General features: G+C 62.7%; 9 protein-coding genes. 2 read left to right on the top strand and 7 right to left on the bottom strand.

The genetic code is table 11. The features are described from left to right. Positions 1-220, top strand: a 220-nt coding sequence (locus QZ522_RS15535) for a UDP binding domain-containing protein (RefSeq protein WP_294613583.1), incomplete at its 5' end; no start/stop codon positions are given. 57 nt (positions 221-277) lie between these two features. Here QZ522_RS15535 and katG read toward each other — a convergent pair. The 5 genes from katG to QZ522_RS15560 all read right to left on the bottom strand — a co-directional run bounded on the left by katG (position 278) and on the right by QZ522_RS15560 (position 6087). After that, a complete protein-coding gene (gene katG, locus QZ522_RS15540; RefSeq protein ID WP_294613586.1) occupies positions 278-2443 on the bottom strand; it encodes a catalase/peroxidase HPI in 2166 nt (721 codons plus the stop codon). 225 nt (positions 2444-2668) lie between these two features. Further along, positions 2669-3838, bottom strand: a complete 1170-nt coding sequence (locus QZ522_RS15545) for a lytic murein transglycosylase (protein ID WP_294613589.1) — start codon at positions 3836-3838, stop codon at positions 2669-2671. Positions 3839-3863: 25 nt separating this feature from the next. Next, positions 3864-4766 (bottom strand): adenosylcobinamide-phosphate synthase CbiB, encoded by a 903-nt coding sequence (gene cbiB / locus QZ522_RS15550; RefSeq protein WP_294613591.1) that lies wholly within the window; start codon positions 4764-4766, stop codon positions 3864-3866. Then, positions 4763-5701: a threonine-phosphate decarboxylase gene (locus QZ522_RS15555; protein ID WP_294613594.1), complete on the bottom strand. Its 939-nt coding sequence runs from the start codon at positions 5699-5701 to the stop codon at positions 4763-4765. Before QZ522_RS15555 ends, cbiB begins: the two co-directional genes overlap by 4 nt. 5 nt (positions 5702-5706) lie before the next feature. Beyond that, positions 5707-6087 carry a DUF1636 domain-containing protein gene (locus tag QZ522_RS15560; RefSeq protein ID WP_294613597.1) on the bottom strand — a complete coding sequence of 127 codons (381 nt, stop codon included), beginning with the start codon at positions 6085-6087 and terminating at the stop codon, positions 5707-5709. A gap of 177 nt (positions 6088-6264) precedes the next feature. On the opposite strand from QZ522_RS15560, the gene QZ522_RS15565 reads away from it, so the two are divergent. Continuing rightward, positions 6265-6627 carry a response regulator gene (locus tag QZ522_RS15565; RefSeq protein WP_294613600.1) on the top strand — a complete coding sequence of 121 codons (363 nt, stop codon included), beginning with the start codon at positions 6265-6267 and terminating at the stop codon, positions 6625-6627. 128 nt (positions 6628-6755) lie between these two features. Here QZ522_RS15565 and QZ522_RS15570 read toward each other — a convergent pair whose 3' ends face one another. Further along, positions 6756-7967 (bottom strand): bifunctional alpha/beta hydrolase/OsmC family protein, encoded by a 1212-nt coding sequence (locus QZ522_RS15570; protein ID WP_294613603.1) that lies wholly within the window; start codon positions 7965-7967, stop codon positions 6756-6758. A gap of 10 nt (positions 7968-7977) precedes the next feature. After that, on the bottom strand, positions 7978-8164 hold a 187-nt coding region (locus QZ522_RS15575), incomplete at its 5' end, for a hypothetical protein (protein WP_294613605.1).

The raw sequence follows: 8164 nt of genomic DNA on the forward strand, positions 1-8164 counted from the left end.
CGTGAGCTGGCACGACGATGCCTATGCGGCCGCGACCGGGGCCGATCTTGTGGTGTTTCTGACGGAATGGAACGAGTTTCGCGGGCTCGACCTGAAGAAACTGGCCGCTGTGATGGCGCAGCCGGTCATGGCGGATCTGCGCAACATCTATACCGCCGACAGCGCGCGTAGCGCCGGGTTTACCTCTTACGTGTCGGTGGGGCCCCCCGACGACACATGATGGCAGGGTCGGGCGCGGCAGGTCAAGCCGCCGCGCCCGTTTGTCGGTCTTCGGGGATCAGGCCAGATCGAAGCGATCGGCGTTCATCACCTTGGTCCAGGCGGCGACGAAATCGCGCACCAGTTTTCCCTTGTTGTCGTCCTGGGCATAGACCTCCGCATAAGCGCGCAGGATCGAGTTCGAGCCAAACACCAGATCGGCGCGGGTGGCGGTCCATTTGACCTTGCCCGTGGCGCGGTCGCGCACCTCGTAGATGCCGTTGTCAACGGGGTTCCACGTGTTCGCCATATCGGTGAGGTTCACGAAGAAATCGTTGGTCAAGGCGCCTTCGGTCTCGGTAAAGACGCCGTGTTTGGTGCCGCCATGGTTGGTGCCGAGCATCCGCATCCCGCCGACAAGAACCGTCATTTCATGTGCGCTGAGGCCCATCAACTGGCTCCGGTCGAGAAGCATTTCCTCGGCGGTGACAACATAGTCCTTCTTCATCCAGTTGCGAAAGCCATCGGCCAGCGGTTCGAGGACGTCAAAGCTTGCGGCGTCGGTCATTTCGGCGGTGGCGTCGCCACGGCCCGGCGCGAAGGGCACCTCGATGTCAAAGCCGGCTGCCTTGGCGGCCTGTTCGACACCCAGATTGCCGGCCAGAACGATCACATCCGCCAGGCTTGCGCCGGTCTCGCTGGCGATGCCTTCAAGGACCGCCAGAACACGGGCCAGACGCTCGGGCTCGTTGCCGTCCCAATCCTTTTGCGGGGCAAGGCGGATACGCGCGCCATTGGCACCGCCGCGCAGGTCCGAGCCGCGGAAAGTGCGGGCGCTGTCCCAGGCGGTGGCGACCATGTCGCCAAGCGACAGGCCGCTGTCGGAGATCTTCGCCTTGACGGCGGCGACATCGTATCCGGTGCTGCCAGCCGGGATCGGGTCTTGCCAGATCAGATCTTCCTGCGGGACATCGGGGCCGAAATAGTTTGACTTGGGACCCATGTCGCGATGGGTCAGTTTGAACCATGCGCGCGCAAAGCAATCGTCGAAATAGGCCTGATCGGCCATGAACTTTTCGCAAATGGCGCGATAGGTCGGGTCCATCTTCATCGCCATGTCGGCATCGGTCATCATTGGCATGACGCGTTTGGACGGGTCGGTGGAATCGACCGGCATGTCCTCTTGCTTGATGTCGATGGGCTTCCATTGTTGTGCACCGGCGGGCGATTTGGTCAATTCCCAGTCATAGCCGAACAGAAGCTTGAAATAGCCCATGTCCCACTTGGTCGGATTGGTCGTCCAGGCGCCCTCGATGCCAGAGGTCACCGCATTGGTGGCCTTGCCGTCGAGGTTCGGGTTGACCCAGCCAAAGCCCTGGTTCTCGATTTCGGCAGCCTCGGGTTCGGCACCCAGAGCTTCGGCATCGCCATTGCCATGTGCCTTGCCAACGGTATGACCGCCACAGGTCAGGGCGGCAGTTTCCTCGTCGTTCATCGCCATGCGGGCAAAGGTCTCGCGGACCTGACCGGCGGTCTTGAGCGGGTCGGGCTGACCATTCACGCCCTCGGGGTTCACATAGATCAGGCCCATCTGCACCGCGGCCAGCGGATTTTCCATCGTGGCCGGGTTCTCGACGCTCTCATAGCGGCTGTCGGAGGGGGCAAGCCATTCTTTTTCCGCCCCCCAGTACGTGTCTTTCTCGGGATGCCAGATGTCTTCGCGGCCAAAGGAAAAGCCAAAGGTTTTCAGGCCCATGGATTCATAGGCCATGGTGCCGGCGAGCAGGATAAGATCCGCCCAGCTTACCTTGTTGCCGTATTTCTTCTTGAGCGGCCAGAGGATGCGGCGGGCCTTGTCGAGGTTGCCGTTGTCGGGCCAGCTGTTGAGCGGAGCAAAGCGGATGTTGCCATGACCACCACCACCGCGACCGTCAGCAAGACGGTAAGAGCCGGCAGAGTGCCAGGCCATGCGGATCATCAACCCGCCATAATGGCCCCAATCGGCCGGCCACCAGTCCTGGCTGTCGGTCATCAATGCGGTCAGGTCTTTTTTGAGGGCCTCGACGTCAAGCTTCTTAAGCTCTTCGCGATAGTCGAAATCAGGGCCCATGGGATTTGTCTTGGTGTCATGCTGGTGCAGGATCTCAAGGTTCAGGGACTTGGGCCACCATTCCATGTTCGAGTTGCCGGTCGCGGTATTGCCGCCATGCATGACCGGGCATTTTCCCATATCGTTTCCGTCCATCTGTCTCTCCGATTCTGGCTTGGTTAACTGAATGTGTCTCTGACTAGGGGGTGTTTTCAAGCGTTCAGCATGATGTCCGTCTGTCCCATTTGCCATAAGGCCGGACAGGCGGACTCTCTCCCCCCCCGATCAAGTCTGAGGGATACATATCAAATGCGCATCATAGGTTTAAGTTACATTTTATAATCGTAACGATAATTTATTCTTATTCATGATCGGTCGTGCTCAGAGCCGGTTCAGCAGGTCTCGCGTCGGCCAGGCATCGGCAGGCAGGCCAAGGCGCGCCTGGATATCACGCACCGCCGCCCGCGTGCCCGCGCCAAGGATGCCGTCGATCTTGCCGACGTCATAGCCGCGCTTGGCAAGCTTGCTCTGAAGCACCTTCATCTCTTTGTCCGATAGGCCCGGTTCGGGATTGCCCGCGTCAAACACCGGCGCGCCGCCAAGGCGGTTGGCGAAATAGGCGGCGGTCAGAACATATGTAAAGCTTTGATTCCACTCGAAATAGACGTTGAAGTTTGGATAGGCGAGAAAGGCAGGCCCGCCCTTGCCCTGCGGCAGGATAACGCTGGCGGGCAGGCAGGCGCTTAGCTTGCCATGGCGGGGCGTGACCCCCATGCGCGCCCAGTCCGCTGCCGGTTTGGCCGTATCGAGCCCGCTTAACGACCAATCGAACCCGGCGGGCAGGGATACCTCTTGCAGCCAGGGCTCATTCTTGCGCCAGCCAAGCCCGCTCAGCATCCTGGCGCCCGACAAAAGCGCGTCGGCGGGCGAGGTCTTGAGGCGCACATGGCCGTCGCCATCGCCATCGACGCCGTTGTCCAGGATGTCGCGCGGCAGCATCTGCACCATGCCGATTTCTCCGGCCCAGGCCCCGGTGGTGGTGGCCGGGTCGAAGTCGCCATGTTCATAGAGTTCAAGCGCTGCGAAAATCTGCGGGCGGAAAAGGCCGGGGCGACGGCAATCATGTGCCAGCGTGGCAAGTGCGTTCAGCGTGTTGAAATCACCCTGAAACGCGCCGTAGTCGGTCTCGAACGCCCAGAAAGCCAGCAGGACACCGGCGTCGATGCCATAGGTGCGGGCGATCTGGTCAAAGCTGGACTTGTGGCGCTTGGCCATGGCGCGGCCCTTGCTCAGGCGGTCATTGCTGATCAGGCGGCGCGCGAAGTCGGTGAAGGGCAGTTGAAAGACACCCTGACGGCGATCGGCCTGCAATACCTTGGGGTCTTGACGCACGCTTGCGAAAAAGCGCGCCACGGTGGCCGGATCATGGCCCTTGGTGACGGCCTCTTGGCGCAGGCCCTCGACAAAGGATTGAAATCCGCCGCCACACTCTGCGTTTGCCAGTGTTGCGCTTGCCAGCCAAAGCGCCAGCGCCGTCGTGAGTCTCCGCATGTGTCATGCCTTTCGCGTCGTCGGTTCAGTGAAACACCAGTACCAGAACGATGACCAGAACCAGCGCCCCCGCCCAGGCCCGCCAGAGCGCGCTACAGGCGGCGTCGATTTCGGGCGCACCGATGTCCTTGCGCCCGCTGTCGTTAACATAGGGGAAATCGGTCAGAATGCCATGATAGGTGCGTGGACCGGAAAGGGCGATGCCAAGCGCGCGCGCCATCGCCGCCTCGGGCCAGCCTGCATTGGGCGAACGGTGGCGCGGGGCCTCGGCGGCAATCGCGGGCCAGTCGAACCAGATTGCATGGCTCGCCACGATCAACAGGGCCGTAAGGCGCGCGGGAACGAGATTGAGAAGGTCGTCAAACCGCGCAGCTGCCCAGCCGAATTCACGGTATTTGTCGGTGCGATAGCCAATCATGCTGTCGGCGGTATTGGTGATCTTGTAAAGCAGCAGCCCCGGAAGGCCGCCGATCAGAAACCAGAATACCGGGGCGATCACCCCATCGCTCAGGTTCTCGGCGGCGGATTCGATCGCGCCGCGCGCGACGTCGCTTGATTGCATCGCTGCGGTGTCACGTCCGACGATCCGCCCCACGGCCAGCCGGGCATCGCCAAGCGAGAGCCGCAGGGCATCGCCGACGGCGGCCACGTGATCGACCAGCGAGCGTTGCGCCAGAAGGATCGCGGTCACCAGAATTTCAACCAGCGGTCCGAGCTCTTCAAGCAGGGCGCCAAGTCCTATCGCGCCAAGGCCGAGAAGGATCATGGTGACACTCCCGCGCAAACGCCGTGCCGAGCCCCGATTAAGCCAACCATCGCACCAACCGACTGCACGCCCCATGAGAATTGCCGGATGCGGCATGCGGCTCCAAAGCCAGCGCGGCTCGCCCAGGGCGGCGTCAAGCAGCATCGCCAGAATGAGCGTCACAGGGCGGCCTCAAGCTGTGCCCAGCCCGGCGGTGTCGGCAGACCAAGGCGGATAAGGTCGTCGGCATAGGGGAAAATACGGCCAAGGATGCGGTGAGAGGCAAGCCGGTCCTGCCAGTCGCTGGCATTCTCCACCCGGTAGAGCCGGAACAGCGAAGTGCCGCCCGCCACTGTGGCACCTGCGCGTTGCATCAGGGCATCAAGGCGCGCGGCATCCGCGTCAAGGCGGATGCGGGTGTCTTGCGCCCAAACTTGATCGGCAAGGGCGCGCGCGCCGATGGCAAGGGCGGGGCCCGAAACCGGCCAGGGGCCGAGCATCTCCCCGAGTTGTGCGACAAGGGGGGCGGGGCCGATGGCAAAGCCAAGCCGCAATCCGGCCAGCCCCCAGAATTTCCCAAAGCTTTTCAGGATGATATGACCGGACCGGGTGGCGTGGGCGATGAGCGAGCGCGTCGGCGCCACATCGCAGAAGCTTTCATCAATCACCGTCAGTGGCGCGCCAAGATCCTCGGGGGCATGGAAATGCCCGGTGGGGTTGTTGGGGTGCACCAATACGCGGGCATCCGTCCGCGCGGGGGCGGTTGCGCTAACCTCCCATCCATGGGCGGCAAATCCGGCGGCATGTTCGTTATAGGTCGGGGCGGGGATATGGACCTGTCCCGGCGATGCCAGCCCCGGAAGCCGCGCGATCAGGCTCGAGGCGCCGGGGGCGGCCAGAATGGCGGCATCCTCAGGCACCTGCCAGAACCTGCGGGCGGCGCGAATCAGGGCGTCTTGCGCGCCCTGGTCGGGCAGGGCAGTCCAGGCGCCAATTCCGATCTCGCCCAACGGATAGGGGATCGGGTTGATCCCGGTCGACAGGTCAAGCCAGTCGCCGCGCACGCCACCGTGGCGCGCGATGGCACCATCAAGCCCGCCGCCGTGATCCCGCGTCATGTTGGTCACTCCTCTGCCGTGTCGGGCAGCGGCGGGTGGCGGGTGATGAAATGCCCCTTCACGCCCTGTGGCCATTGTTTGTAGGGCACCTGTCCGTTGCTGCTTTGGGCATGCAGGGCGGCGTAGTCGACGATCGCCTGGGCCGCTTCCGGGGTCGGTTCGAACTTGCCAAGCGTATAGGCCAGCTTGCCCGCGCCCTGCACGGCGACATTGCAGCCGTGCGTGCAGCCCATCAGGCAGGAGACGCGCCGCGTCCTGACGCCATCGCAGTCCTTGGCGGCGGCCTCGACAAGCTCTGCCATATCCTGGCCGTGAGGACGCGCGTGCGTGGCCTCGTTCCAGTCGCTTGTCTTGCAGGTGTCGCAAATGGTGATCCAGCTGGTCATCGTGGCCCCTTTGGTGGTTTGTGGCCGTTCAAGCGGAAATTCGCACATTCCGCAAGCGTTGCGTGTGGGAAAGCCTTGCGATCTGGCGGGTATTAATACTTTGTTAAGCTTTGAGGCAAAGAGATGGTATGGTCGGCGGGTGGCATTTGAGCCATTTGTGGGGCCGCGCGGGGTTACATGAAAGTTCTGATTGTCGAAAGTTCGCCCGATCTGGGCCGCCTGTGGGAGAACCACATGCGGCGGCAGGGGATGGAAGTGTGCCTTTCGACGGATCAGGCGAGTGCGGTCAAGGCCCTGAATACCCGGTCCTTTGATGTGCTCATTCTTGATTTGGTACTTGAGAATGGAAGCGCTCTGGCGGTGGCCGATCTTGCCAGCTATCGTTACCCTGATGCGCAGGTTATTTTCGTCACGAATACCAGCTTTTTCTCGGACGGCTCGATCTTTGAGTTGTGCGCGAATGCCCGGGCTTTGCTTCAGTCCGACACGCCGCCCGAGGACCTGACGGCGATGGTCGAGCATTACGGCCGCCGCGCCTGAGCATCAGGCGGCGATTTTTTGAGGGCGGAGCGCGCTGGGCGCGCAAAATCATTCTTTTGGTTCGGGGCTCTGCCCCGTCGCCCCAAGGGGCGACTCCCCGGGATATTTTCGGCAAGAAGAAGCCAGCCTCAGGCCAGTCTGGTGGTTACCTCGGAGCTGCGTTCCAGGGTGCGATGCACCGGGCATTTATCGGCAATCTCAAGCAATTTGGCGCGCTGGGTGTCGTCCAGATCGCCGCTCAGGCGGATCACGCGGGTGAATTTGTCGGCCTTTGCACCAGTGCCGTTTCGCGCATCCTGTGCGTGTACCTTGTCGTGGGAGACATCGACGCTCACGTGATTGAGTGGCCAGCCCTTGCGCCGGGCATACATGCGGATGGTCATCGAGGTGCAGGCGCCCAGGCCGGCGGCCAGAAAACCATAGGGCGACATGCCCCGGTCGGTGCCGCCATAGGCCTCGGGTTCATCGGCCAGCATGTGGTGATCGGGGCCTGAATTGATATCCTGCAAGTAGCCATCGGGATCGGCCTCGCTTATCCGCACGATGCCTTCGGGTGCGCCGGGCGGCGGTGCCGGGTGCGAGAGGTCGAGATAATGCATCGCCCAGGCGGCAATCACCTGTGCGGCATATTCGGCATCGGAGGGGGCGGTGATCAGGTGGTCGGCATTGTCCAGCGTGACAAAGCTTTTGGGGTGCCTGGCCGTCTTGAAGATTTCCGCGGCGTTTTCGATGCCGACGGTCTGATCGCGCGGGGCGTGCAGCACCAGGAGCGCGCGGCCCAGGTGGGCGATGTCCTGTTCCAGGGTCTCGGCCTTTACGTCGTCGACAAATCCCTTGCCGATGCGGATGTTGCGGCCGCCAAGGCGAACCTCGGCCACGCCGTCGGCGTTGATTTTCTCAAGCGCGTCGCCAAAGTTGTGGGTTACGTGTGCGGGATCGAACGGCGCGCCGATTGTGACCACCGCGCGTGCGCTGTCGATCCGGCGGGCGGCGGCCAGAACCGCGGCGCCGCCGAGGCTGTGGCCGATCAGGAGCCCCGGTGCCATGCCGCGATCGGACAGCGCGCGCGCGGCAAGCACGAGGTCCTCGATATTCGAGGAAAACGAGGTGTTCTCGAACTCGCCCCCCGAATGGCCAAGCCCGGTGAAATCAAAGCGCAACACGGCGATGCCCGCGCCTGCCAGTCGCGCCGCGATCCGGCGCACGGCGGGGATATCCTTGGAGCAGGTGAAGCAATGGGCGAAAAGCGCGGTGGCCAGATGTGGACCCTCTGGCAGGTCAAGCCGGGCAACAAGGTCGTGGCCAGCGTGGCCAGTGAAAGTCAGGCGTTCGGTGGGCATGAAATATCCTTCAGGGCGTGTCGGCCCAAGAGTAGGTGCGCCGGGCGCGCTCTTCCAGTCCCGGACCCGCAGGGTCACGCGAAGGTGAGGCCGTGGGGGCGAAACCGTTAAAATTCAGGTTTTTATTTAATGAAATGGCCTGTCGGTGGCTACGGATCATTAACCGCATCGGGCAATGCTGTGGCGACAGATAGGTA

Origin of the sequence: uncultured Roseovarius sp., from assembly GCF_913054395.1 — a bacterium.
Lineage (GTDB): Bacteria > Pseudomonadota > Alphaproteobacteria > Rhodobacterales > Rhodobacteraceae > Roseovarius.

Bases quoted from the DNA above. Each gene is read 5' to 3' on its own strand.
- katG (WP_294613586.1), bottom strand. From the start codon at position 2,443: ATGGACGGAAACGATATGGGAAAATGCCCGGTCATGCATGGCGGCAAT.
- QZ522_RS15545 (WP_294613589.1), bottom strand. From the start codon at position 3,838: ATGCGGAGACTCACGACGGCGCTGGCGCTTTGGCTGGCAAGCGCAACA.
- QZ522_RS15555 (WP_294613594.1), bottom strand. From the start codon at position 5,701: ATGACGCGGGATCACGGCGGCGGGCTTGATGGTGCCATCGCGCGCCAC.
- QZ522_RS15560 (WP_294613597.1), bottom strand. From the start codon at position 6,087: ATGACCAGCTGGATCACCATTTGCGACACCTGCAAGACAAGCGACTGG.
- QZ522_RS15565 (WP_294613600.1), top strand. From the start codon at position 6,265: ATGAAAGTTCTGATTGTCGAAAGTTCGCCCGATCTGGGCCGCCTGTGG.
- QZ522_RS15570 (WP_294613603.1), bottom strand. From the start codon at position 7,967: ATGCCCACCGAACGCCTGACTTTCACTGGCCACGCTGGCCACGACCTT.